The 25,418-nt window shown below is 38.3% G+C and carries 24 protein-coding genes; 12 read left to right on the top strand and 12 right to left on the bottom strand.

What is annotated here, in order from left to right:
- Positions 1-45: 45 nt before the first annotated feature.
- The 3 genes from E4635_RS00275 to ychF all read right to left on the bottom strand — a co-directional run bounded on the left by E4635_RS00275 (position 46) and on the right by ychF (position 2,414).
- Complete coding sequence (locus tag E4635_RS00275) at positions 46-567, bottom strand: NADPH-dependent FMN reductase (RefSeq protein ID WP_135524614.1); 522 nt, start codon at positions 565-567, stop codon at positions 46-48.
- An 87-nt stretch (positions 568-654) separates the two neighbouring features.
- Complete coding sequence (locus tag E4635_RS00270) at positions 655-1,314, bottom strand: porin family protein (protein WP_135524613.1); 660 nt, start codon at positions 1,312-1,314, stop codon at positions 655-657.
- 5 nt (positions 1,315-1,319) lie between these two features.
- A complete protein-coding gene (ychF, locus tag E4635_RS00265; RefSeq protein WP_135524612.1) occupies positions 1,320-2,414 on the bottom strand; it encodes a redox-regulated ATPase YchF in 1,095 nt (364 codons plus the stop codon).
- A 198-nt stretch (positions 2,415-2,612) separates the two neighbouring features.
- Here ychF and E4635_RS00260 point away from each other — a divergent pair, with 198 nt between their 5' ends.
- On the top strand, positions 2,613-3,149 hold the full coding sequence (locus tag E4635_RS00260) for a hypothetical protein (protein WP_135524611.1): 537 nt from the start codon (positions 2,613-2,615) through the stop codon (positions 3,147-3,149).
- Between the two features lie 62 nt (positions 3,150-3,211).
- Here the strand turns inward: E4635_RS00260 and E4635_RS00255 are convergent, their stop codons facing one another.
- Together E4635_RS00255 and E4635_RS00250 are read right to left on the bottom strand one after the other, a co-directional pair.
- Positions 3,212-4,372: a hypothetical protein gene (locus tag E4635_RS00255; RefSeq protein WP_135524610.1), complete on the bottom strand. Its 1,161-nt coding sequence runs from the start codon at positions 4,370-4,372 to the stop codon at positions 3,212-3,214.
- Positions 4,373-4,443: 71 nt separating this feature from the next.
- The gene (locus tag E4635_RS00250) at positions 4,444-4,794 is read right to left on the bottom strand and encodes a 4Fe-4S dicluster domain-containing protein (RefSeq protein ID WP_135524609.1); all 351 of its coding nucleotides are present in this window, start codon (positions 4,792-4,794) and stop codon (positions 4,444-4,446) included.
- Between the two features lie 125 nt (positions 4,795-4,919).
- Here E4635_RS00250 and E4635_RS00245 point away from each other — a divergent pair, with 125 nt between their 5' ends.
- The 6 genes from E4635_RS00245 to E4635_RS00220 all read left to right on the top strand — a co-directional run bounded on the left by E4635_RS00245 (position 4,920) and on the right by E4635_RS00220 (position 9,771).
- Positions 4,920-5,978 carry an acyl-CoA reductase gene (locus E4635_RS00245; RefSeq protein ID WP_135524608.1) on the top strand — a complete coding sequence of 353 codons (1,059 nt, stop codon included), beginning with the start codon at positions 4,920-4,922 and terminating at the stop codon, positions 5,976-5,978.
- Between the two features lie 115 nt (positions 5,979-6,093).
- Positions 6,094-7,167 carry a 3-phosphoserine/phosphohydroxythreonine transaminase gene (gene serC, locus E4635_RS00240; protein ID WP_135524607.1) on the top strand — a complete coding sequence of 358 codons (1,074 nt, stop codon included), beginning with the start codon at positions 6,094-6,096 and terminating at the stop codon, positions 7,165-7,167.
- A 106-nt stretch (positions 7,168-7,273) separates the two neighbouring features.
- A complete protein-coding gene (locus E4635_RS00235) occupies positions 7,274-8,233 on the top strand; it encodes a D-2-hydroxyacid dehydrogenase (RefSeq protein ID WP_135524606.1) in 960 nt (319 codons plus the stop codon).
- Positions 8,234-8,284: 51 nt separating this feature from the next.
- Entirely contained in the window at positions 8,285-8,947 is a 663-nt protein-coding gene (locus E4635_RS00230; RefSeq protein WP_135524605.1) for a DUF937 domain-containing protein, read from the top strand.
- A 51-nt stretch (positions 8,948-8,998) separates the two neighbouring features.
- The gene (locus E4635_RS00225; protein WP_135524604.1) at positions 8,999-9,427 is read left to right on the top strand and encodes a DUF6146 family protein; all 429 of its coding nucleotides are present in this window, start codon (positions 8,999-9,001) and stop codon (positions 9,425-9,427) included.
- 29 nt (positions 9,428-9,456) lie between these two features.
- Positions 9,457-9,771, top strand: a complete 315-nt coding sequence (locus tag E4635_RS00220; RefSeq protein ID WP_135524603.1) for a DUF6787 family protein — start codon at positions 9,457-9,459, stop codon at positions 9,769-9,771.
- 34 nt (positions 9,772-9,805) lie between these two features.
- On the opposite strand, the gene E4635_RS00215 is transcribed toward E4635_RS00220, so the two are convergent.
- On the bottom strand, positions 9,806-10,114 hold the full coding sequence (locus E4635_RS00215) for a hypothetical protein (RefSeq protein WP_135524602.1): 309 nt from the start codon (positions 10,112-10,114) through the stop codon (positions 9,806-9,808).
- 49 nt (positions 10,115-10,163) lie between these two features.
- Positions 10,164-10,811: a peptide-methionine (S)-S-oxide reductase MsrA gene (gene msrA, locus E4635_RS00210; protein WP_135524601.1), complete on the bottom strand. Its 648-nt coding sequence runs from the start codon at positions 10,809-10,811 to the stop codon at positions 10,164-10,166.
- A 141-nt stretch (positions 10,812-10,952) separates the two neighbouring features.
- Between msrA and E4635_RS00205 the strand changes: the two genes are divergently transcribed.
- From E4635_RS00205 to E4635_RS00185, 5 genes are all read left to right on the top strand, one after another.
- Entirely contained in the window at positions 10,953-11,666 is a 714-nt protein-coding gene (locus E4635_RS00205) for an ABC transporter ATP-binding protein (protein WP_135524600.1), read from the top strand.
- A gap of 2 nt (positions 11,667-11,668) precedes the next feature.
- Entirely contained in the window at positions 11,669-12,433 is a 765-nt protein-coding gene (locus tag E4635_RS00200) for a TIGR02757 family protein (RefSeq protein ID WP_135524599.1), read from the top strand.
- Between the two features lie 112 nt (positions 12,434-12,545).
- Positions 12,546-13,943, top strand: coding sequence for a tRNA uridine-5-carboxymethylaminomethyl(34) synthesis GTPase MnmE (gene mnmE / locus E4635_RS00195; RefSeq protein WP_135524598.1), 1,398 nt, complete (start codon positions 12,546-12,548; stop codon positions 13,941-13,943).
- A gap of 525 nt (positions 13,944-14,468) precedes the next feature.
- Complete coding sequence (locus tag E4635_RS00190; RefSeq protein WP_135524597.1) at positions 14,469-15,035, top strand: helix-turn-helix domain-containing protein; 567 nt, start codon at positions 14,469-14,471, stop codon at positions 15,033-15,035.
- 312 nt (positions 15,036-15,347) lie between these two features.
- Entirely contained in the window at positions 15,348-16,919 is a 1,572-nt protein-coding gene (locus E4635_RS00185; protein ID WP_135524596.1) for an alpha/beta hydrolase, read from the top strand.
- 23 nt (positions 16,920-16,942) lie between these two features.
- Here E4635_RS00185 and E4635_RS00180 read toward each other — a convergent pair whose 3' ends face one another.
- The 5 genes from E4635_RS00180 to E4635_RS00160 form a co-directional block, all read right to left on the bottom strand.
- Positions 16,943-18,130, bottom strand: coding sequence for a HEPN-associated N-terminal domain-containing protein (locus E4635_RS00180; RefSeq protein WP_135524595.1), 1,188 nt, complete (start codon positions 18,128-18,130; stop codon positions 16,943-16,945).
- Between the two features lie 329 nt (positions 18,131-18,459).
- On the bottom strand, positions 18,460-21,141 hold the full coding sequence (locus E4635_RS00175) for a DEAD/DEAH box helicase (RefSeq protein WP_135524594.1): 2,682 nt from the start codon (positions 21,139-21,141) through the stop codon (positions 18,460-18,462).
- Positions 21,141-22,079: a HamA C-terminal domain-containing protein gene (locus E4635_RS00170; RefSeq protein WP_135524593.1), complete on the bottom strand. Its 939-nt coding sequence runs from the start codon at positions 22,077-22,079 to the stop codon at positions 21,141-21,143. Before E4635_RS00170 ends, E4635_RS00175 begins: the two co-directional genes overlap by 1 nt.
- Positions 22,080-22,125: 46 nt before the next feature.
- Positions 22,126-23,358: a hypothetical protein gene (locus E4635_RS15785; protein ID WP_211518705.1), complete on the bottom strand. Its 1,233-nt coding sequence runs from the start codon at positions 23,356-23,358 to the stop codon at positions 22,126-22,128.
- A 313-nt stretch (positions 23,359-23,671) separates the two neighbouring features.
- Positions 23,672-25,369, bottom strand: a complete 1,698-nt coding sequence (locus E4635_RS00160; protein WP_135524592.1) for a hypothetical protein — start codon at positions 25,367-25,369, stop codon at positions 23,672-23,674.
- Positions 25,370-25,418 lie beyond the last annotated feature (49 nt).

Below are 25,418 nucleotides of genomic sequence, written 5' to 3'. Positions count from 1 at the left end.
TTTGTTAACCCATAACAATTTTCAAGCCAAAAATGCCGCTGGAAATTAAAAACCAGCCACGATTTCTTTAATCTGATGGTCCAGCTCCGGATTGGAAATGATAGTATGCTGAATATCAAAATTATCGTTGAAATTCGGCAATGAAAAAACAGCCTTGATATTTGCTCCATATCGGGGAAAAGCGGTCTTGGCGATTTCCAGGACAGAAGCGCCTCCTCTACCTCCGGGAGAAGTAGCCATCAGCAGCATGGTTTTTTGCTGGAAAACTTCTTTATTTTGGCGGGAAGCCCAATCGAACAGGTTTTTGAAAGCCGCGCTGTAATTCCCGTTGTTTTCGGCCATGGAAACCACCAACAGGTCTGCCGATCCGATTTTGTCCAGAAAGTCCTTTGCCAGTTGCGGTTGCCCGATTTCTTTCTCTAAATCGACACTAAACAACGGCAGGGCAAAATCATTCAAATCCAACACTTCCACTTCATAATCCTGAAACAGGTGCGATACATAAGTCGCTAGTTTTTTATTGATCGAATGCTTGCTGTTACTTCCTCCAAAGGCTATAATTTTCATATGTTTCTTTACGTTTTTGATTAAATATAATAAAAAAAAGCGAAACAAAACGTTTCGCTTTTTAGTAATTCTTCAGCTTTTCACGAATTATATATCAAAATTCCAGGTGGCTATTAAATTGACCGCATTGGTTTTGATGGAACCATTGCGATAAACTTCAACATCACTCGTATTGACCAATCCTAAATTCTCCCTTAATTCGACACCAATCTCGTTCTTATCATTTAATTTGAATTTTTTCCCGAGGCCAAAAACAAGGCCCATGTCAATTTTCGTATCCAAATCAGTAGTATCCTCATCTCTATAACCTTTTGAAGCTATAGTTGATTTTAACAAATATCCTGTAAAGCATCCTCCGCTGATATACAAATCCTTTTTGCCGTTTACATAATAATTAACCAGAAGCGGCAATACCAAATAATCGTAATTTAGTTTTTGCTTGAAGCTTCTATTAGTAGAAAAAGCGGGATCGGAAGGATCCATATAAACAGATGTCAGGTAGAATGTTTTGGCAGCAGTCTTTCTTTCGTAATTAAGATTTCCTTTAAGTGATAGGTTATCCTTTAAAAAATACTCCAGGGAAACTCCTGTCAAATACGAAAAACCCGCATTAAAATCTTCTACCATCGGATTGCCCCGGAAACTAGAATAAGTCAATCCTGCGTTTATTCCAAACTTAATTTTATTTTGGGCATTACCAAATGTCATGGCAAAACACGCCAATACAACCACTAAATATCTTCTCATAAAAACTATACGTTAAATCGGAAATGCATCACATCTCCGTCTTTTACGATATATTCCTTTCCTTCCACACGAAGTTTACCGGCTTCCTTTACTTTGGCTTCCGATCCGAAATTAGAAAAATCGTCAAAAGCGATCACTTCGGCACGGATAAAGCCTTTTTCGAAATCGGTATGGATCACTCCTGCCGCTTTTGGCGCAGTATCCCCGATATTGATGGTCCAGGCACGTACTTCTTTTACACCGGCGGTAAAATAGGTTTGCAGTTTCAGTAATTTGTATGCCGCACGGATCAAAACCGCAGAACCAGGCTCTGTAAGGCCCATATCTTCCAGGAATACCTGGCGCTCTTCGTAACTTTCCAATTCTGTAATATCGGCTTCAGCCCCAACCGAAAGCACAATTACTTCCGCCTGTTCGTCTTTCACCATTTCCCTAACCTGGTCTACATATTTGTTTCCGTTCACCGCCGAAGATTCATCTACATTGCAAACATACAATACGGGCTTGGTAGTAATGAGCTGGAAATCTTCCATCAAGGCCTCTTCATCCTGGTTTTGCGGGATTACCGTACGGGCTGATTTTGCCTGTAATAATGCTTCGCGGATCCTGTCCAGCAGTGCTTTTTCAGCTTGTGCTTCCTTGTTTCCGGTTTTAGCGGCACGGTTTACTTTTTCCAAACGTTTTTCAACGGTTTCCAGGTCTTTGAGCTGTAATTCGATATCAATGGTTTCCTTATCCCGGATTGGGTTTACATTCCCGTCTACGTGAACGATATTGTCATTGTCAAAACAACGCAACACGTGGATGATGGCATTACATTCCCTGATATTCCCCAAAAACTGGTTCCCCAAACCTTCTCCTTTGCTTGCCCCTTTTACAAGGCCGGCAATATCCACGATATCAACAGTTGCCATCTGGACACGCTCCGGTTTTACCAATTCCTCCAATCTGTTGATTCTTGGGTCCGGTACGTTCACTACGCCTATATTCGGTTCGATAGTACAAAACGGAAAGTTGGCACTCTGCGCTTTGGCATTCGATAAACAATTGAACAAAGTTGATTTCCCTACATTCGGTAAGCCTACAATACCTGCTTTCATTCTATATTCAGTTTACAGCTAACCGTTTTGGGCCAGCGGGTTTAAGTTCATTTTAAAAGTGTGCAAATATAAGATTTATAAACACAATTAATTCAATTTTTTTCAATGATAATTTTGTAACTTTATCTTGATATTATGTAAGTAATTACTTGTTTTTCAAGAGTATATTTAAAAATTATTAACTTAAATCGAAATCTTATGAAAAATTTATTTTTATGTTTTGCCTTAACCGTTACGGCAGTATTAGGATATGGCCAGAATACTAATGTACAATCTGAGGTGAAAACTACGGTTACGACCGTCAAAGATTCAGACGGAGAGAAACAAATTGTTAAAAAGGAGAAAACGAACGAGGTACAGCATATCGAAATGAAACAAGAAAAATCGGATCCTCTGAACAAAGAAATGAAAGACACTCCGGTCCAGGTAACGGCCACCACTGAAGTAAGTGTGGACGGTGTGACCCGTGTGGTAGATGTTGACCGTTCTTCTTATTACAACCTAAATGGCCAAAAATACCAGGTAGCATTGGACAAAAGCGGTTATTCCATTTTTGGGTCTACCGGTAAAAAAGCCGCGATTTTAAGAAAAACATCGAACAATAATTACATCTTTAAAAATAAAAACAAAACATCTGTCGGGTATTTTGACAAAGACGGAAACCTGGTGCTTGAAACCTACGATGAAAAAACGGATAAGATCACTATGGAAAAATACGACCTGATAAAACCGTAAATCAACACATAAAAAAATCCTGAGCAACAAACTCAGGATTTTTTTTATTTTATAAATTTATTTTACTGCGTATCAAGACGTTCAATGATTTCTTTTTCTTCTTTGGTAGAAATGAAACCGGATTCCACATCCCAATAATTACTGAAAAATTTTGTCTTCTTGTTGATTAGGGATTTGTCCTTGAATACATTCTGATTGCTGTATTTGAAAATCTGCTTGTCAAAGTTTGTCGTGATCATGTGGTTGTTGACTTCAATCCTTCTTTTTTGCTTTTTATACTTTTTTTCAAAACCGATCACTTCTTTCGAATTGGCTAGATAATACAGGTCATTATCTACCCGGAACGTATTCTTGTACTCCAGCTTGTAGATTTTATCACTGCTTAAAAAAGACCTTCTCAAATCTACCATACGGGATTCCGGAACGACCGAACCAACTTCCATAATAATCATCTTATTCCGGTCGTACATGATCGTGAAATCGGACAAAACACCGCTTGCTTCTTCCAGCGGCGTAACTTTGATGACCAAATAATCTTCATTGCCCGGAAAAGACCGGACCTGGAACTCGTATTTTCGCTTGGCGCTGGATGCCAGGATTTCGTCGAGGTATTCGAATTGGTAATAATTCTCGATGATATTGTTCAGGTCATACCCTAACAATTCCGAGTTTATATCGATATCAAGCAAGCCAACCGCGCGGTTCTGTTCGACCAGGATATCGGTTTTAAGCTTTTTTGAATTCCCCAAAATCTGGAAATTGATCAGCCCGTCATTAAAAAAGACAATTTGGTCGTTTTTTTTGTAAAACTCCCTTAAATACACTTTCAGGTTTACGGGAACGGTTATTTTGGTGAGTGAATTTTTAATCAATTCCTTTAAAATATCCTGTGGATGCTCGCTTGTCAGGATAATCTCTTCGAGCTGCATGGCATTGCTTTCCAGGTAAACCTCATTGATTTTTTTATCCAATTCACTGAATTTCACCGTATAGCTTTTATAAAGCGAATGCTCGAATTTCAAATCCGAAGGCTTTGTAAGATTGATGATAGCTTCTCCGTTTTTATTGGATAAAAAGCCCTGGTTGCTTTTTAGGGAAGTTATAGTAACCTCTTCTATGGGCAAACCGGTCTGGATATCTTTAACAATTACGGTAAACTCCAGGTTTTGAGCAAAAGCACATCCGGCAATTAAAAACAAAATAAAACATAAATTTCTCCTCATTGTCATTCTCATTTATCAAAGTTAAAAAAAGAGGACTTTTAAAAATCCTCTTTACCAGGTTTATCCTCAGGTTATTCGTTATGCAGGAAAGACTGCCTGTTGAGCAAGGTTTCGTCGTCTTCCACAAAATTATCATCGGGAACGCAACAATCGACCGGGCAAACCGCAGCACATTGCGGCTCTTCATGAAAACCTTTGCATTCTGTGCATTTCCCTGGAACGATATAATAAATATCGTCTGAAATAGGGGTTTGTGCAGCATCCGCATCGACTTCAGTCCCATCTGGCAGGATTATTTTCCCGCTTAATTTCGTCCCATCCTTGTATCGCCAGTCGTCGGCACCTTCGTAAATTGCGGTATTAGGGCACTCCGGTTCACAAGCCCCGCAATTGATACATTCGTCTGTTATAATGATTGCCATCTATTTTGCTTTATGCCTTACGCGCTATTGCCGCAAGCTGTTTAAAATTTCTGTTGACTAATGCTAATAAAAGCTTAATTTTGCACAAAAATACAATCAAAACCATTCATAAACAAATATTACGAATGACATTAGAAGAAAGAAAATCGGCCTTTACGGATTTGGGGACTTTTTTGAGTCAGTTTTCATTAGAAAAAAATGAGCCGCTCCCACAAGCCAGGCAGAATGATTTGTTTTATGAAGCCTTTGTTTCTTTGATCGAATTATCCCAATCCCACAACGGCTGGTATACTCCCGAACAGGTGTACCATTCCATACATTCATGGGCCGAAGCTTTAACCAAAGGCAATCTTGACCAATGGGTTTCCCATTATGATTTCCCTGATACCGCACCAAAAACAGTCGGGTTGGTATTGGCCGGGAACATTCCGCTGGTAGGGTTCCATGATTTCTTGTCTGTTTTGATTTCAGGCCATAATGTTATGGTCAAAACATCTTCGGACGATCAGCATTTGCTGCCTTTCCTGGCCAATTACCTTATTTCGGCCGAGCCAAGGTTTAAAAACCGGATTACTTTCGCCGAAGGCAAACTGGAAAATTTTGACGCCGTTATTGCCACCGGAAGCAACAATACGGCCCGTTATTTCGAATATTATTTTAAGGACAAACCCAGCATTATCCGTAAAAGCAGGAATTCCGTGGCACTCCTCACCGGGAAAGAAACAACAGATGACCTGACCCTTCTTGGGGAGGACATTTTTAGGTATTTTGGGTTGGGATGCCGTAATGTTTCCAAACTGTTTGTACCGCAAGGGTATGACTTTACGCATTTCTTCGAGTCAGTTTTTGTGTACCAGGACATCATCAAATATGAAAAATACGCCAACAATTACGATTATAATAAAGCGGTATTCCTAATGAGCCTTTATAAATTGCTCGACAATGGCTTTATGACCATTAAGGAAGATACGAGTTATGCTTCGCCTATTTCTTCCGTATTTTATGAATTTTATGACGATTTGGAAACCGTTAAGGCCAAATTGGAAGAAGAAGCGGAGCAAATCCAGTGTGTCGTGTCCAATAACCTGACACCAAACAGTGTGGCTTTCGGGCAGACGCAAAAACCAAAACTTTGGGATTATGCGGACAATGTGGATACAATTGCTTTTTTAACGTCTTTGTAAGTAAAAACGACGCTTTTTGTTAATAATCTTGCCTAATTGTTTAAAACAATTAGGTTTTTTTTCGTTCTGTTTTCACGAAATTTGTGTCTTTATTTTTCACAACAACTACAACACAATGAAAAAACACAACTACAGCGCCGGACCTTGCATCTTACCTCAGGAAGTCTTCGAGAAATCGGCGCAGGCTATTTTAAATTTTAACAACCTGGATTTGTCTATCCTGGAAATTTCTCACCGAAGCAAAGATTTTGTGACCGTTATGGAAGAAGCCAGGGCTTTGGTACTGGAGCTTTTAGGCCTGGAAGGAAAAGGCTACCAGGCATTATTCCTGCATGGTGGGGCAAGCCTGGAGTTCCTGATGGTTCCTTACAACCTGATGAAAGACAACGGAAAAGCCGCCTACCTGGACACCGGGACTTGGGCGAGCGGAGCCATTAAAGAAGCGAAATATTTTGGCGAAACCGTAACTGTCGCTTCATCCAAAGCTGAGAATTACACACATATCCCGAAGGATTTTACCGTTCCGTCCGATGCCGATTATTTCCATTGTACGAGCAACAATACGATTTTCGGGACACAAATGAAATCATTCCCACAGCTACATATCCCAATAGTGTGCGATATGAGTTCGGATATATTTTCCAGGAGCCTGGATTTTTCAAAATTTGACCTGATTTATGCCGGGGCACAAAAAAACATGGGCCCTGCAGGAACAACTTTAGTGGTTGTAAAAGAAGAAATCCTGGGCAAAACAGGGCGTCATATCCCTTCCATGCTTGATTACCAGCAGCACATAATTAAAGAAAGCATGTACAATACTCCTCCTGTTTTTCCTATTTATGCTTCTTTGCTCACCTTGCAATGGCTCAAAAAATCGGGCGGGATACCGGCAATGGAAAAAATCAATGAAGCCAAAGCCGCTTTATTGTATGCTGAAATTGACCGAAACCCTTTATTTACGGGAACTGCAGCAAAAGAAGACCGAAGTGTCATGAACGCCACTTTTGTTTTAAACGATGAAAAACATACCGAAACTTTTGACAAGATATGGAAAGCTGCCGGGATATCCGGATTGACAGGGCACAGGAGCGTAGGCGGTTACCGTGCTTCCATGTACAATGCCTTGCCGCTGGAAAGTGTCCAGGTGCTGGTAGAGGCCATGAAAGAACTGGAAAGCTCCATATCCTAGCCCTGATAGAGCCGATATCCTCGCGAAGGGAAACGGAGCGAGATAAAGGCGAAAGCAGGAACAGCTTCAAATAAAAAAAAAACAACAACGGATTTAAACAATACAAATGAAAATATTAGCGAATGACGGTATCTCAAAGGCCGGGATCACACTTCTTGAAAACGCCGGATTTGAAGTCATTACTACCAAAGTAGCCCAAGAACAGATCATCAATTATATTAACACGCATCAGGTAGCGGTGCTTTTGGTTAGGAGCGCCACCAAAGTCAGAAAGGATGTCATAGACGCCTGCCCTTCCCTGAAAATCATTGGCCGCGGCGGTGTCGGGATGGATAATATCGATGTCGATTATGCCATTTCCAAAGACATCCAGGTGATTAATACGCCTGCTTCTTCTTCCAACTCGGTAGCGGAACTGGTTTTTGCCCATTTGTTTTCGGGTGTGCGGTTTTTATACGATTCCAACCGGAACATGCCTCTTGAAGGAGATACGCGTTTTAATGATTTGAAAAAAGCCTATGCCAACGGTATTGAATTGCGTGGGAAAACCATCGGTATTATCGGGTTTGGCCGCATCGGGCAATCGGTAGCGAAAATGGCTTTGGGATTAGGGATGAAAGTGATTGCTTCCGACAATTTTGTAGGTAAGGCAGCCATTAAGGTCGATTTTTACAACGACCAGTTCATCAATGTGGAAATTTTTACCGAACCTATAGAAGACTTATTGAAACATTCGGATTTTGTGACATTGCACGTGCCGGCGCAGAAGGATTATATTATCGGTGCCAAAGAATTCAGCATCATGAAAGATGGCGTGGGGATCATCAACTGTTCCCGTGGCGGCATCATCAATGAGGTAGAGTTAATCGAAGCCCTGGACAACAACAAAGTACTGTTTGCCGGACTGGATGTTTTTGAAGACGAACCAACGCCTGCCGTACAAGTCCTGATGCACCCGCAGATATCCATGACACCGCATATCGGGGCGGCTACACTCGAAGCCCAGGAGCGCATAAGCGTTGAATTGGCAGAGCAAATTATAACATTATTAAAACACGAAATCTAAAATTATTTCTTACATTTATGTTTTGTTTTACCAACTATAAATGATACTAAAATGGCAGGATTGACGGATTTATTAGAGAGTGACCTTGGCAAGCAGATCATATCGGGTGTCGGGCAACAAGTAGGAACCAGTGAAGAGGAAACTTCTTCGGTATTGTCTTCCGCTTTTCCGGCCCTTGTAGGTGCCATGCAAAATAACGCGGCAACCCCTGACGGGCAAAGCGGCCTATTGGGAGCCCTTTTGGGAGGAAAGCACGACGGCAGCATCCTTGATAACCTGTCCGGCTTCATTACCGGCGGGGACCATTCTGACGGCGGAAGCATTTTAGGGCATGTACTGGGTGGAAACCAGGGAAATGTTGAAAATGAAGTCAGCCAGAATACCGGTGTCAGTTCCGATAAGGTAGCCATGATCATTAAAATAGCCGCTCCGATCCTTATGGGATACCTGGCGAAACGTGCCATGAACAGCGGCTTGAACAAAGAAGGAACAACACCCGGCGGTGGCGGACTGACAGATATTTTAGGTGGCTTATTGGGCGGAGGACAGGCTTCCCAAAACCAGGAAACACCAACCATGGGCGGTAGCGGATCCGTATTGACATCTGTACTGGACCAGGATGGTGACGGGCAGCTCGGATTGGGCGATGCAGTTGCGGCTGCCACCAAAAAAGGCGGCCTTGGAGGATTCTTAAGCAGTATTTTCGGAAAATAACAATAACCCAAACCACGCCCTTACAAGCGTGGTTTTTTAAATCTACAAATCATGAAACGACTTCTTTTATTTTTAGTGTTCGTTAGTCTTATTTCATGCAAAACACAAAGCATCAGTACTAATGACAACGCCAATGCTTCTGCCGTAAAAGGCGATACAGTTACCATAGCCAATAAGGACCTGGAATATGAAGTGACCATAATCGATCCCGGTTTCAGCAGCTGGCTGGCTTCCCGTTCTTATCCGAGAGGCTATCATTCCGAACTCTACCTGGAGGATAAAAACAGATTGTATGTATCCGAATGGAACAACCGGGCACTGCAGCCTTCACGCTACAATCCCAATTTATATGAAATGCAGATCAATTACGACAGCAATATCCATTATGGCTATGAAGTAAATTACCTGATCTACAACTATATGGTTTATTTTCAGAACAAATACAATCAAAGGCTTTTTGGCATTGTCCCGCCAAGGTAAATTTATATATTTGCTAAAATTCGTTTTTGATGAAAAAGCTCAAAGAACGTTGGGGAATAACGTCAAATTTTCAACTTACCGTTATATTTATAGTGTTTGCCATTACCGGTTCTACCAGTATGATGGTCACAAGGCCTATTCTTGAGTTTTTAGGGATTGCCAAAGACAGCCTGCCTTATCTGGTATACCTGTTGCTCAAAATCATCATCATTTTACCAGTGTACCAGGTTTTACTGTTGGCCTTCGGATTTTTGTCCGGCCAGTTTGCCTTCTTTTGGAATTTCGAAAAAAAGATGCTCCGCGGTATGGGATTGGGCTTCCTCTTCAAAGAAGGGCAAAAATAAAAAAAGCCCCCGTTAGGATGGAGGCTTTTGTTTATTATCCGGCTGTTTTCTTCAAAATATAATATTCGTAAAACCAGACTATTGTAAAGGTTGGGATGATATCGATCCCGGGCACGGCTTCTTCCACAAACTGGATGATCCCCCCTATCTTACCTACCGTTCCTTTATACATCATGGCCAGGATAAAAGCACCTATGGGAGCCCAGATAATATCTGTAAATTCCCCTAATCCCGGAACCAGGTAGGAAGCCATCCCTATCAGGTCCAGGAAAATACCAATGATAAGCTTGGCCATCTTGTAATTGGGCCCGGTCTTTGTTTCTATTTGTATTTCTTGTGACATTTCTTTTCTATTAAAAGTTAGTACTCAACCTCACAAAACTAATGCCAAACTATTTTTTAAGCTTGTCCTTGAACAATTCCCTTACCTTATCGACTTTGGGCGTAATGACATACGAGCAATACGATTTCTCTTTATTCTGGTTGTAGTAATTCTGATGGTAATCTTCGGCGATGTAAAATTCCGGGGCATCCGAAACCTTTGTCACCACAAGTTTTCCGTACGTATTTTGTGCGTTGAGCAATTGAATATAGGTCAAAGCCAATTCCTTCTGTTGGGCATTGGTGGCAAACACCTCGCTCCTGTACTGCGTACCCACATCGGCGCCCTGGCGGTTGACAGTCGTAGGGTCGTGTGTGGCAAAAAACACTTCCAGCAATTCTCCATAAGTAATTTTGGCCGGATCGAAGACAATCTGTATCGCTTCGGCATGACCGGAATAACCGGAACAGACATCGTCATAGGAAGGGTTCGGGATTGTCCCGCCGATATAGCCCGGCTTGACACTCTGCACTCCGTCCAGTTCTAAAAATACAGCTTCGGTACACCAAAAACAACCTCCTGCAAAAATTGCCACTTCATTTCCTTTTTTCAAATCCATTGTAACTTGTTTCTTATTTATAACATTGGCTTTCTTTAACTTATCAGACTGACAGCCCAGGAAAAAGAGTGCCATCAGCGGAATAAAAATAGTTTTCATCTGTCGCTTTTTATCAAAATTAAGGAAATGCAAAACCAAAAAATCCGGTGTTAACGAAATTTTATAACTATATACGCACTATGTGTTGATTTAGATTTTATTATACACAAAATTCTTCGTTACTTTGTGAAAATTGATTTCATGATTAAGGCAACCAATATCCAGAAATACTACGACAAGCTCCAGGTTTTAAAAGGAGTGGATTTACATATACAGAAAGGTGAAATTGTATCGATTGTTGGTGCTTCCGGTGCAGGAAAAACCACATTGCTGCAAATTTTGGGTACTTTGGACCATCCTTCCTATACCAACGGCACCGTACTGGAAATAAATGGGGAAGATGTCCTTAAGATGAATGACGCGACCTTGTCTAAATTCCGGAACCTTAATTTGGGGTTCATCTTCCAGTTCCACCAGCTGCTGCCTGAATTCACGGCGCTTGAAAATGTGTGCCTTCCGGCGTTTATAGCCAATAAGCCCAAGCATGACACCGAAGTGGAAGCCGAAAAACTGCTCACCTATTTAGGATTAGGAGAGCGCATCCACCACAAACCCAATGAATTATCGGGCGGAGAACAGCAACGTGTGGCTGTAGCCAGGGCCATGATCAACAAACCGGCCATTATCTTTGCAGACGAACCTTCGGGGAACCTGGACTCCAATACGGCGCAGAACCTGCACCAGCTGTTCTTTAAGCTGCGGGACGAACTGGGCCAGACTTTCGTAATCGTAACCCATAACGATGAGCTTGCCGATATGGCAGACCGGAAACTGATCATGAAAAACGGCGCCATCAAAAGGGAAGTCAAAAATATTAAAATCTTTACCTACGATACGATCAAAGGTTCCATTTAAGCATGCCTATACAAGAACTGAAAGCGTTTTTGGATGAAAAGGTAACGGTATACAACCACCCGAATTTCATCGAAAGCGACCCTATACAAATACCGCACCTCTATACCCTTAAAGAAGATATTGAAATTGCCGGTTTCCTGGCAGCTACCATTGCCTGGGGCAACCGCAAGATGATTATCGAGAATGCCAAAAAGATGATGGCCCTGATGGGGAATTCTCCTTATGATTTTGTAATGTCTTCTGGTGAAAAGGATGTAAGCCACCTGGAATCTTTTGTCCACAGGACTTTCAACGGACAGGACTTTATCGGATTTATCAAAAGCCTGCGGCACATTTACCAAAACCATAACGGCCTGGAAGCGGTTTTTGCAAAACACCAGGAAACGCACTCGATGCAGCAAAGCATTTCCGAATTTAAAAAGGTATTCTTTGAAACCGAACACCTTCCCAGGACACAAAAACATATTTCCGACCCGATGAACGGCTCTGCGGCCAAAAGGCTCAACATGATGCTCCGGTGGTTTTGCCGGAAGGACAAGAACGGCGTCGATCTGGGCATTTGGGAAACCATCCCAGCCGCTGCCCTCTCCTGCCCGCTTGATGTGCATTCCGGGAATGTAGCCCGTAAGCTCGAACTCCTGTTGCGGAAACAAAACGATGCCAAAGCGCTGGCCGAACTGGATGCCAATTTACGCCTATTGGATCCTGCCGACCCTGTCAAATACGACTTCGCCTTGTTCGGTTTGGGGGTTTTTGAAGGGTTTTAAACCTGGTTACGCTATCTTTTCACTGCGACTGACCACTAGCAACTGTTACCTGACTACCTCCGCTTGCGAAAATCTTCGTAACTTTGCCGCTCACAATCTTGCAAATCATTAGATGAACCACCACGATACTATTGTCGCTCTGGCCACTCCTTCGGGTGCGGGCGCGATCGCTATTATTAGGATTTCCGGAAAAGAAGCCATTGTTGTCGCTTCGGAGGTATTCCAATCCATCCATGGGAAAGACATTACCCGGCAAAAATCGCATACGCTCCATTTAGGCCATGTCCTGGACGGAAATAAGGTGATTGACCAGGTGTTGCTTTCCATTTTTAAAGGAACCAATTCGTATACCGGCGAAAATACGATCGAGATTTCGTGCCATGGTTCCACCTATATCCAGCAGCAGATTATCCAGCTATTGTTACGGAAAGGCTGCCGTATGGCCCAGCCCGGGGAATTTACGCTCCGCTCTTTCCTGAACGGGAAAATGGACCTGTCGCAGGCCGAAGCGGTGGCAGACCTGATTTCTTCCGATAATGAAGCCAGCCACCAGATTGCCATGCAGCAGATGCGCGGCGGGTTCAGCAACGAGATTGCCAAACTTAGGGAAGAATTGCTCAATTTTGCCTCCCTGATTGAACTCGAACTTGATTTTGCGGAGGAAGATGTGGAATTTGCCGACAGGACGCAATTCCATGACCTGTTGAAACGGATTGAGTTTGTCCTGAAAAGGCTTATTGATTCGTTTGCCGTAGGGAATGTGATTAAAAACGGTATCCCGGTAGCCATTGTGGGCGAACCCAATGTGGGGAAATCTACATTGCTTAATGCCCTGCTTAACGAAGAGCGCGCCATTGTGTCTGATATTGCCGGAACTACCCGTGACACGATTGAGGACGAACTGGTTATTGGCGGGATCGGTTTCCGTTTTATCGATACGGCAGGCATCCGTGAAACCAAAGACGTTGTGGAGAATATCGGGATTAAGAAAACTTTCGAAAAAATGGAACAGGCCCAGGTGGTGCTGTACCTTGTAGACGGTTCCCAATTGTTTAGCATTGATGGCGGCATTGGCCAGTTAAAAATCGAAATGGAAAAGATCAGGAACCAGTTCCCGCTGAAAACCCTGATTACGATTGTCAATAAATCGGACACATTGGCCTTGGAGCAACAGGCCCTTTTGAAGAGCGAACTGGAGGCAGTACTGCTTTTGTCGGCCAAACAGAACACAGGAGTGGAAGATTTGAAAAACCAGCTGCTTTCCTTTGTGAATACCGGTGCGTTGCGCAACAACGAAACCATTGTGACTAATACGCGCCACTACGATTCCCTGATCAAGGCCCTGGAAGAAATCCAGAAAGTGCAGTTCGGGCTGCAGAGCCACTTACCATCAGACCTTATGGCCATTGACATCCGCCAGGCCTTGTACTATTTTGGAGAGATTACCGGCCAGGTGACCAATGATGAGCTATTGGGGAATATTTTTGCTAATTTTTGTATCGGCAAATAATTAACATAATTTTAACATATTTAACTTAATTTTATGTTAAAATTTAACTAAAAATCCTACTTTCCTCACTGAAAAACCCACTTTTTGTACCCAAATTGTACCTCAGAACAGAAAAATTACCTTTTTTGTCTTTTTGGGGCAAATAACGACCCTTAAAACCTCTTAAATCTGCTTAAAGTCATCAAAAAAGATTAAATTTCTTGGAAAATTAACAGCTTTTATGATTTTTTCTTTGTTTTATTTTGTTCAAAAATGTACCACGTTGTCCTTTAAACTCTGTTAGCTCCCATAAATACTGGCATGTTAATTTCTATCAGCGAAATTAGCAAATTTTTAAACTGTTTATAACACGTCCTGAAACATAAATATTAGGATAGAAAGGCTTATATTTACTAGGGTAATTAAACATTTTAGTGTTGATACTTTAAGAAGTATACTTGTAATAATTTTTCCCAAATCAAAAAATGTTGCTTAAGTATTCTTAACTACTTTTCAGTCTTATAATTCCAACTAATATAATTAGAAATGAGCTCAAATATTTCAGTATATAAAATATGTGGATTTTGTGGTTTAGAATTCCTTGCAAAGAAAACCACAACAAAATATTGTTCCCTAAAATGTGCCAGCAAAGATTATAAGCGAAGGTTAAAAAATCAGAAAATTGAAAACTCTAACCTTCAAACAATCAAAATAAAAAACCAGCCGCTTATTGATCTTAAAGACAAAGAATTTTTAAGAGTAAGACAACTGGCATTGCTTTTAGGTTTTTCTGTTAAAACCGTCTATCGTTTGATTAATACCAAAAGAATAAATGCCCATAACTTTTCAAAAAGGAAAACCTTAATCAGACGGAGTGATATTGATGTTTTATTTGATCAGCCACGAATTGGATTTGAAATAGTTTTACAGCCTACAGAACAAGGAAAACAGGCTGAAATTAAAGACTGCTACACCATTACTGAAATACAAAAGAAATTTAATATTTCAAGCGGGGCTCTATATAATCTTATAAAACGAAATAATATAAATAAATTTTCGAATGGAAAGTTTACTTATGTTGCTAAAAAGGATATTGAAGGTTTTTTGAAGTAAAAGATTAGACACCTATATAATTTGTTATTCCAATATAGTTTCCTTCTTAAAAAGACGAATCTTTCGATTGTTCTTTTCTTTTTATTATAACAACTCAAAGTTTTTCTAACTAAAATTAGTGATGTAAAATCAGGTAAAAATACGTATTGTTTGATAATATTTTTTAGGATAAATCGTCTTTAGAAATTTAAAATATTTGTTGGAAATCAGAAACTAAATATGAGAAAAATACCCTAGTTATTTGTGAAGGGTTCATATCATATTAGAATTTTAAGTAATTTAGAGATTTTCCAACCTTACTAATCTTCTATTATGAATAAATCTCTAGTCCCTGTTGAAAGACCTTATGGGAGGTATTATGCCATTCAGCTTAAAGAAACGAAATTTAAACATACAATAGACCGAGGCAAAACCAGTGAAATTATATTCAAATGGAATGAGATCGTAGACAATATTTCACAGCCCAAAAATGATTTGGTTATTCAGGTCGCGCAAACTAATCCCGGCTCAACCAAGTACATGGTAAAAGAATTGGCAAAAGCAATCACAGAAACAAAAAACATCCAACCCCTAGATAGGATTTTTGGGGTACATCACCAAAATATTGATAGGATTGGGTACGTAAGTCTAAAAGAAATCACTGATGAAACCACAGTAAAAATTTCAATAAATTGGATAGAAGAAAGTGCCCTCAAGGAAATAAATGTTCCTGTTTTTCGTGACGATGAAGAAATCCAAACATTGGGTAACCGAGAATTGGGTAAAATAGAAAAGCAATTTGGAACTGGTATTCAGAGAATCTATGACCTTATGCCTGTAATACAGTATGAGCAAAACCATTATTATAAGGTAGTAGAAAGGCTTGAAAATATAGACAGAATGTTTCCAAAACAGGATAAGGGAGGGAAAATTACCCTTTTCTATGGAACAAATCGAAATGCATTAAAAATAGATGATGATAAGCAGATTTATGGATCTGATTTGGATGAGCTCCAGCTAGGTCTTTGCGAAGTTAATATTCCAAAGGGGCATGTACAGGGTGAATTGGAAAGGCCGAGGCGTATAATATGGGAATTCCCAGAAGATGACAATAAGCATGTTATGGTAAATAAAGTCCAGCCGCTGGACAGGACAGATTTTATATCTAAATTTAATACTGTCATAAATGATGCACCAGAAAAAAATGCACTGCTATTTGTTCATGGTTATAGAAATTCATTTGAAGATGCCGCCAGAAGAACAGCCCAATTGGCTTGGGATTTACCATTTACTGGATTTTCTGGTTTCTTTAGTTGGCCTTCAAGTGCTAAATATGTCGACTATCTTTCTGACGAGGCAAAAGCCAGAAGCAGTTTTCCAGCTCTGGAAGATTTTTTAAAGCAATTATTGCTGAATACACAGTTAGAACATATACATATCATCGCCCATAGTATGGGAACCCTTGTCACGACCCTGTCCTTAAATTCTTTAAGACGTAATTCTTCCATGGGAGCACATCTTGAAAAGATCCACCAGCTTATCCTTGGCGCATCAGATATAGATCAAGAAGAGTTTCGCAATACTATATTGCCTGAATTTAAAAATATTGGCCTTCGCAGGACAATCTACGCTTCTGACCATGATGGTGCTTTAGGAGTTTCAAGTTGGGGAAGACGCGGACGCCTTCGCTTGGGACAGATTGGAAATGATATATTTGTAGACGAGAATATCGATACAGTAGAAGCATCAAATATTGATTCTCCAAATTCTCATGGCTACATATTTGAAAGCAAGCTTTTGCTGACTGATCTTTTTTACTTGATAACAAAAAACCTAAACCCCGCTCAGCGCAGATTACGAGAAGTTAAAAAAGAGCTCCTTCGTTACTGGCTCTTTCTGGAATAGCAGGCAGCTCTCTTCATTACAAACTACGCATACACAAGTTTGCTTGTCTTTAATGAGGTAGAGTCCATATCAAGTATGGTAAAGCTCTCCATGTTATCAAAAAAAAGTACACATGCCTTTTTTCCGTTTTTCGAAGAAGGATATATGATACCGTCAATTCGCTTTTCCTTTTTCAATTTATCAGAAAAAGGAAATCTAAAATACTCGGTAATGATCTGCGTGGGTACATATTCTATGTGAACCTGTCCATCTCTTTCAATAGGAGCTACGAGATCTCTAACAAAATCTTTCATGAAGACAATCCTAAAGCGGTCTTTCTGTTTTTTTTGGTCAAAAGGGCTTGGAAGATTTGGAAGTGAGGATAAATCGATAATATTTAATTCACGTTTCGAAATAAAAGTTACAGTCGTAAAATAATCCAGCTCAGTATCCTTTAAATCCAGCGTTTCTAAAAGGCATGTTTCCAACTCAAATGCACCATAAAACATGGAAATACCAGCAGGACTCATCCTGTTTGGATTTATGGCATATTTTTCTGGAGGCGATGTCATTCCTTCAGCTGTGTTTACTGAAATATCATCTTTTTTGTGCTGTCTGCATCGATACAGTGGTGTGCCCTGAGGAAGTACCTTTGACAAGCCGAATTTTTTTATACTATCACCAATTTCGTCTAGCATATCATCTGAATCGATACGGTAATCATCTGAATTAAAATCCTTAACGAGTCCGAAGAAATACCGTGATCTATGTTTTACTACCTTTTTGAAATAGTTCCAACTGTACAACATAATATCCGAAGGACTATCATAATATTCCATCTCATTGGCCCAAGGTTTGTTCAGGTCAAGCGAATCAAATACATCATTGAACAGTTTATTGTCTGGTATGTCAAGTTCAAAATGCTCCTGAAGAATTTCATTGCTATCATACACATTTCCAAGGTAACCACCTTCACTGGATTGATACGACATGAAGTTAGCAGGGTCAGTATATAATCTTACAACTGCCTCCATAATGAATTCCATAAGATCCTCTAAAGGAACAACAGATATTGTCTTCTCACAATAATCGCAATATCCTCGAGATGCATTTCTGCGAATAAAATTTCTTATTACAGGTTCGTCTATATGTTTTGCACACACATTTGTATCGGGTACCGTGTTCAGTCCTAGTTCTTCCAGGCGCATTGCCTCTTCCATTGCTCCACTCATAAATTTTATGTTTTGCTTTGTTCCTTAAAAAAATATTCTCAATCTAACAATTTTACATCGAGATTATAAAATCTACAGTGTAGAGCTATCCACTTTCTCCATACATTCGACACAAAGTAGCCTTTCTGCCTAGCTACTACAATAGTATAATCGAAGTAATCTATCTTGATAATTATATTCCTTATTAATACAATGTTTTATTTCTCACCTTATTACCAAGACTACTTTTTGGATTTAATTCGAAAGCAACGTAAGTAAATTTTTAAAGGGAAAGTTTACTTATGTTGCTAAAAAGGATATTGAAGGTTTTTAAAGTAAAAATATAAGCATTATACTTCAAAATCGTTTTCATTGCTTTTCAGAAGCTTTAGCCGTTTTAAATAGCGATTATAAATCGGCTTAAGATTGAGTTTGTCCTTAGTCTTTAACCACTCAAAAATATCCATAGTCTCATTTCCATATACTTTCTTAAACTCACCCCAAACTTTTATCGCAACACTTCTTGATATCCCCCTTGAAATAAGAAGTTTTACTACATTTTCTGTAGACCCTAACTCAAGCATTGTCGGCAAGCCAAGGGAGAATTTGTACTTTTCTTTTTGATTATCACTCATCAAAGGCTCCATTATATCATTGGCAAGTTTTAGGTATTTAACTAATATATAAGATACAAGCGTACTATTAATTTTGATTACCTCGTTAATTCGGAAATTTACATCTCCATCATTCTCAGGATCAATTTTTTTCTTTTCATTACTGTGATTGCTGTAGAATTTTATATCATTCTGTATCAAATCATGTAAAGATGAACTATTCAGCCAGCGTAGTCCATAAAAACATATCTGACGTATAGATGCTGAAATATTATGCCTGAAATACGCCTCTTTTGAAATTTCAAAAATAGTATCGAGTCTTTCCATAATACTTACTAGTTGCCAATAAAAACTGGTATCATGAAAGGCATAATTATCTTTATCCTCTTTCGTAATCTTTCCATAAAAATTTGAGTTGTGATTTACTGCCCATTGAGAGATCCCTTCCTCCTTAATCTTAAGATATAAGGTGTTCTGCAGTATTGGATCAACTGAAGGATTCAGTTTTGAGACCTCATGGGGAATTTCCACACTACCCAAAAGTGTCCTTAATTTTCCTATAATATGTTCTACATTACTCTGCTCAACATTTTTCTTAAATAGATAATCAATCAGGGCTTCCTCACCCTGTAAGTATTTATGGCGAAGAGATATGGAGGTATTCCTATGTTTAGCCTCGGTAATTTCCTCAATAGGTTTATCAAGCTGTGATACAAGTTCTGTCACAACATCAAGTGATTTTTCAGTTACGGATTTTACCTCCTTAGAATAAACTTTATCATAGTACTCTTCAGCCCAGGTATCATTGATGCTTCTCTCTACACAATAGATTGTACCATAAAGGCAGTCTCTGATCCGTCCAGCTCTTCCAATAAGATTTCCAAATTCAAAAGCTGAAAGGCGATCATTCATCTTCTTTGGCGCCACAATAAAAAGATTATTTGCAGGTAAATTAACCCCTTCCAACAAGGTGGAGGTGCAAAAAAGATTTATTATCCGACCTTCCAAAAAACCATCTTCAATCTCTTTACGTACGATATCTGGGAGCTTACTGTGATGGAAGGCAACTTTTTTCTCCAAACAAGGGATTAAATGATATTTAGGATGGATTTCCTCTCTAAGGAAGTCAATGAGTTCTTTAGTTTGTGTCTCCCCAATCTCGTCTTTAAACTCTTGGACAGTACCGTTAACATATTCTAATGCCCATGTCTCTACATAGTCCGTCCTTGGGGAGTAGATTATATTTTGCTCGTTGGTAGAGAAATAATCTATGATTGAAGCAAGACCCCTAGCATAGCTGCTGTTAATCATTTTAGAGATATTGGTCTCTGTTTCAAGTTCAAAGCTTTGCTCTCTGCCTAATTGGTTTTTTAGAGTAACCTTTAGTTTGTTTCCTTCCGTCGGCCTCACAATCGTCTTTATCTGGAATACTGGAGAAACACTAGTCTCAACGGCAACAGCTTCAATATCAAATATCTTGAAAAAAAGGGTTGAGGCATCATCGATATTGGGCCCGGCAATAATGATTTGCGCCTTCGGAAATAATGTAAATAATTCTTTCAAAACATATTCAAGAAGCGACCCCCTTCCCTCTTCATCTTCAATATTTTGAATTTCATCAATAAAAATCAGGTTAAGGACAAATTCTCCTTTCGATGCTTCTTTTATTAATCTAAGACAACGCTCTGCTGTAAGGACATAAATTTCCTTTTGTTTGGCTTCTCCCTTTTCATCATCTATGAAAGCGGTCTTTACATCAACTTCTTTCAGATTGACTTCCTTTCTAAACTCTTCACTAACTTGGTTAATCAAAGCTTTTGAAGGGACAATGTATAAGATGCGGAATGCATCATGCTCCAGAAGTAATCTGTTTACATATTTTTTAAGAATAAAGGATTTACCTGCTGAAGTTGGCGCAGAAATCGCTACCCGCTCTCCAAGATTCAATGTATTCCATAATCCTTTTTGAAACTTAGAGGTTACGATATGTTCTTTGTTCGAAATCACCAGCTTGTCGTTCCATTCATTTGCTAGTTCATAATTGAGTAAAGCGTCAAAAGAAAAGAAGATCTCATCATAGTGACCATTTTCTAACCTCTTAAAAAGCCGTGTTGCTGTAAGATTACCTACTCTGGAACACAATAGGTAACAAGCTCTCGTTATATTGACATCTTCCGAATTTTGGAGGTATGCTAGACTGGCAAAGAGCTGCACTTTTTTTCGGTGGTTCTCATCGCTGCTATCAGCCAATATCGAGCTTAACCAAATGCATTTTTTTAAGTCTTCAAAAGAAATTGGCAATAAGGGTTTACCCTTTTTTAACTGAAAAAAGAACTGATTATAAGTCAGGTCATCAATTATTTTATTGAGTAATTGATGATTGAAAATTTTGTTATAGTTGTTCTGTAATCCACTCATTATTCTCGGGGATAAGTTATACCATGGATATGATAGTACATCGTATCTCGGAATTTATTCACATCATTATAGGGCACAAGAAAAAAGTCAACATAAACTTTCGCCACTTCAGGATAGGTCGCAACCTTTGATTTTATAAAATTGACTATCTGCTCTTTATTCTTAGCTACCCCTTTTTGAATACTATCTTCCAAGTCTTTTCGGGTTGCGCTGTTGTCCCGTTCACAATTTTTCATCGTCGTATCATCATACATTATAAGTATAGGATGTACAATGATTTGTGACTTGTAAAGTTCCGATGTTGGAGTGAGCCGATCATAGAGTTCATCGATATCCATAGCGTCATCTAAAAAAAGCTTTTCTTTAGCTACGATTAATTCAGTGCTACGAAACTCTGGCGAACTTGAATTTCCACAAAACCGGTTCACCGAATCCAAGGCATCATTTAATGCAGTACTGTACTGTCCCATTATTTTTGATTCCCCGATGAGATAGGCAGCTTCTACCCTACCATCAAAAATTTGATAATCTCCTAAAAAAACTCCGTCACCACCTTTAACTTGGTCTTTAAAATTACTCAAAGATCTCAACTTGTGCGCTACCATTTTACATCCAAGGACACTTTCAACTAATGCAAAAAGTAGCAATTCTCCATATTTCCCATCAGCTTTTGGATCTTTTTGTCCAAAAAAATGATTTGCTTTAAGAGCTGCTTTTCTTTCCCCAATCTTGGCTATTTCCTTTGTACTATATATATAATCAGGAAGCATTTCGTGTAGCTTTTCAACAAGACCATCAGGTAAAATTTGCGTTCCAGATATTTTAACTGTATACAATTTTATATTAATCTTTTTATCTACTTCCTTAAAATGATGATCCAGCTGTTGATCAACCCATGATCGGTCAATCTGTATTAACTTATCCCACTGTGTACTCATGAATATCTATTTAAGCTTTGTTTAATTCTATATCTATTTTATCTGCCTATCGGTGAAAATGGCATTTCTCCCTAAATGTCTTAATCTCACATGGTTTTCCTTCCCTGTCTTTACTGGTGCAGGGAGCCCCGCACTTGTGACTAAATCCTAAAGAGTAGTTTAAAGAGTAGCCCAAACGCCTCTTAACTTCTTTTTCCGTGAATAGTACATCTAATTGCCTATCCCAGCCATCTTTCGATTTGACAATAAGTATCCCGTCTTTATCTAAAAACTGAAAAGAATCCTCATTAATATGGCATTTGCTCTCCTCATTAAAATTCTCAAGAAATGAAATATCTTGAGAATTTATTCTCTCAATAATTCTTTCATCAATGCCAATAAAAAATTTTGTTTTACCAAACTTTATGGTTTTTAGGGTAAATAAATCCTGTGGATTATTGTATTGAAGTGTATCAAAATCTTCTCTTATAAGGCGATAATCAAAACATTCTCCATAATATGCCTTACCTTCAAAGATGTATTTTGCAAAGAATTTATTATTATCAATCCTTACTCGTTGAAGTTTCTTTGATTTCAAGGGCCTAATATATTTGTTGTAATATTTGGAATCCAAAATATAACTAAGAAACATCGCATAATTTAGTAACTGTGTCTTAAATGAGCTTTTATTTTTCTCAATATTGTCCTCATTTGGTGGATCGTCAACCACAACACATCTGGATAATTTCCCTTCACCCTCATTATTAATCATAGCAATTGTACCAAAGCGTAGATAAACATCTTTGTTATGTTTATTACTCTTTTTTTTGAGTATATCCTTTTTGAAAGAGCTATAAGATTTACTTACAGTTCCTTTAGTCTCCAATTCATACTCTCTGTTATTAACAATAATAGAGTAATCCATATACTTCCCTTTTACAGGCACTCCAATTTTCTTAAACTTGTTTGGATTGGTGTTAAGTAGTTCTACTGTATATTTAATTCCAAAAGCAACTCCAATAACTTCCGAAAGTAATTTCTTCTTTCGATCATCTTTTGAAATATTTTCAATTCTATCAGCATAGATTGATAAAAAATCCGAATAAAGCATCTCATAGGCAGGAATCTTAGATTGCAAGTAGTCAAAATCTGATTCCGAAATTTTCATAGGAATCTCTTCTGCAAAGACTCCATACTTAAAGATTTCAGGTTTACATATGCTTAATTCTTCTTTTGATTTAAAAAGAGGGGAATCTTTAACCGTTTCATCTAAATGAATTTTTAGTTTAGAGATTGTCATAAACCACAAATATTAAAAAGTTAATCTTACAAATTATTCAACACTAAATATTTGGTGGATTGGGGAAGAAATTCTATAATAATAGTAATTTTCGCATCAATAAGATGTGCTTAAAACACTTTAAATATATGAAAAAGGTTAGTATTTAAATAATTAACAGAAAAATATTCTTTCTTATTAACAATAAATAGTTATTTTTATTTCAGTTATTTGACCTTTCATCCAATTATCTAATGTAATAACATCTCCTATCTTTAAGGGACATAGTTTATTATTTCACCTTCAAAAACAACTCGAAAAATCTGTTTTTAAGCTATTCATCTTTTATAACATTTTTAAATCTTTTCATGAGTTTTTCAAGATCAATATTATATGGTATTTTCCTTCTTGAAATCGGTGATAATTGCTCAGATAAATTTTGTTTTGCTTTGTAAAGCATTGTAGCATAATCAGGAGCATTGTCAACTTTCTTACTTTTATTCATTTTGTGCAAATGAGAATTAAGAACTTCTCTAAAATTCTTGTCTTTGACTTGCAAATACGGAAGCCAGAGGATTAGGGTGTCAATGTCAATCACAGTAAGGCTTTTAATATTGAAAGTTTCATTTAATTTACCAAGCCTTTCAATACATTGTTCTTTAAACCATTGATTAAGCCTGTAATTAATGCCTAATGTTTGAAATATTCTATCGTGTACAAGTAAAATTGGATAGATTGTGAGCAAACTCTTGGAATTCACATAATCATCAAATCTAAAATGCTTGCTTCCAATTTCTTCAATTGTGGTTACGATTTGTCCAATACCAACTTTCTTTGTTCCATCAACCAAAAATTTTGTCTTTAAAACAGCATTAATTTGATTAATGTCAGCCGACGCTTTAATACCTTTAGCAATGAGTACATCTTTGTTTTCAAAGATGAATACTTCATTATTATGTCTTACGTAATAATCAGGTTCACCAGGAAGTTCTTTATCTCTTGCCGGTTTTTTTACAAAGTATTTTTTTGAAAATATTTCGTCGAGTAGGTTTTTCATTAGAAAGTTCTCAGAAAATTCACTGTTAAAAAAGCTGAAAAAATTTCCATGTGATGACTTCAATAATTTATCTTTTTCATAAAGATCTTTCAGTTTGAACTTGGCACTTTTGTAAAATTTATCAATTACAAAAAAGTAATGGATAATTGAATATATATTATCCTCAATCTTATAGATGGGATTGTTTTTAATATTTGTAAAATCTTCATCAGGAGCTATGTCATCCGATACCATTGAATCTAGGAATGCCTGTGCGTTCTTATCTTCAACTTTCCACAGATAGCCGTTGTTCCCTTTTAATTCAAGTAATTTCCCAAACAAAAATGTCATTTGTTCTATGAACTCCTCTTCCGTAGAAATGTTGAAGGATGCAATGAATTCCTTTTTGAGATTTGAATATTCCTGTTTAGAATTAAGAAATTTAAACAGTGCTTCGACTTTATAAAAGGTAGCATAAAGCAAATTTAAAAATTCGAGGCCGTCATTTTCGGAAATGGCTAGATCTGCAAATGGAAATGTAAATACAATACTGAAATCTACCAGTTTTTCAAAGTTATCTTCATTTACATTATCCAAAACTTGATTACTAATGAGTTCCGTATTAATACATAAAAATGCCTTAAACAAATTTAATTCGTCGTCATCTGGAGAATCATTAGTATTATTTTCAAGTAATTCACCGGAGTTAGACAGAACTACTTCTGCAAATTTTAAAGCAGTTTGTCCGCTGACTACTTCTGGCCTTGTATCGATTCGGTTATTAAATAGGTAAATATTGACTTTACCAACTATTTGATTATGTACCTCTGGATTACTAAAAAAATTGTCATAGTTTGGTAGTGGCTTTGTATTAAAAAAACCGATAGCCTTCAACAATGATTCTCTTGAGACGTTTCGCAAATAGCTGATAATTGGTTCCTCTTGATCTTCTGGAAAGACATTATTAAATACTAGTAATTGTTTTACGTTTATCATTCTGTTGTGAAGAATTAGATGTGTCTGAAAAAACTCTCATCTATGATGA

Origin of the sequence: Flavobacterium humi (assembly GCF_004745595.1) — a bacterium.
In the GTDB taxonomy this organism is placed as follows: domain Bacteria; phylum Bacteroidota; class Bacteroidia; order Flavobacteriales; family Flavobacteriaceae; genus Flavobacterium; species Flavobacterium humi.
Note: the sequence above shows the minus strand (reverse complement) of the source record. Positions and strands in the feature narration are given on the sequence as shown.